Origin of the sequence: Pseudomonas syringae pv. cilantro (genome assembly GCF_001293775.1) — a bacterium.
Taxonomy (GTDB): domain Bacteria; phylum Pseudomonadota; class Gammaproteobacteria; order Pseudomonadales; family Pseudomonadaceae; genus Aquipseudomonas; species Aquipseudomonas syringae_P.
Genome location: NZ_LGLN01000034.1, coordinates 2,388 through 2,728, shown reverse-complemented (window position 1 = coordinate 2,728; position 341 = coordinate 2,388). Strand labels below are relative to the sequence as shown.

General features: G+C 62.5%; 1 pseudogene. It reads right to left on the bottom strand.

Features of this window, described 5'->3' with window-relative positions:
• Nucleotides 1-341 (bottom strand): annotated as a pseudogene (locus ABJ99_RS28635) (TrbI/VirB10 family protein); the annotation flags it as partial.

Here is a 341-nt window from a genome sequence, read left to right as displayed (position 1 = left end):
CCGGAGGGCTGATTGGTGGACGGCTGTTGCGGCTGTGTATCCGCAGCGCCGGTGCCCATCGCATCTTCCGAGGTGACGAACAGCTCTACGCCTAGCTTGCGCTGCCGGGGAGTCAGCACCACGGGTTGGGGCTGGCCGGTAGCGCCTGGCGGTGGCGGCGCACTAGCGGCGTGGTCCTGACCGGTTTTCCCACGATTGGCGTCTTCTTTATCCTTTTGCTCTTTCGCCAATCGCTCTCTTTCCTCCCGCGCTTTGTTTTCCTCTTCGGCTTTGTCAGCGGCCAGCTTGGCTTCCCGAGCCTTCTTCATGCTGTCGTCGCTGCCCAGATTCACGTCCAGGGT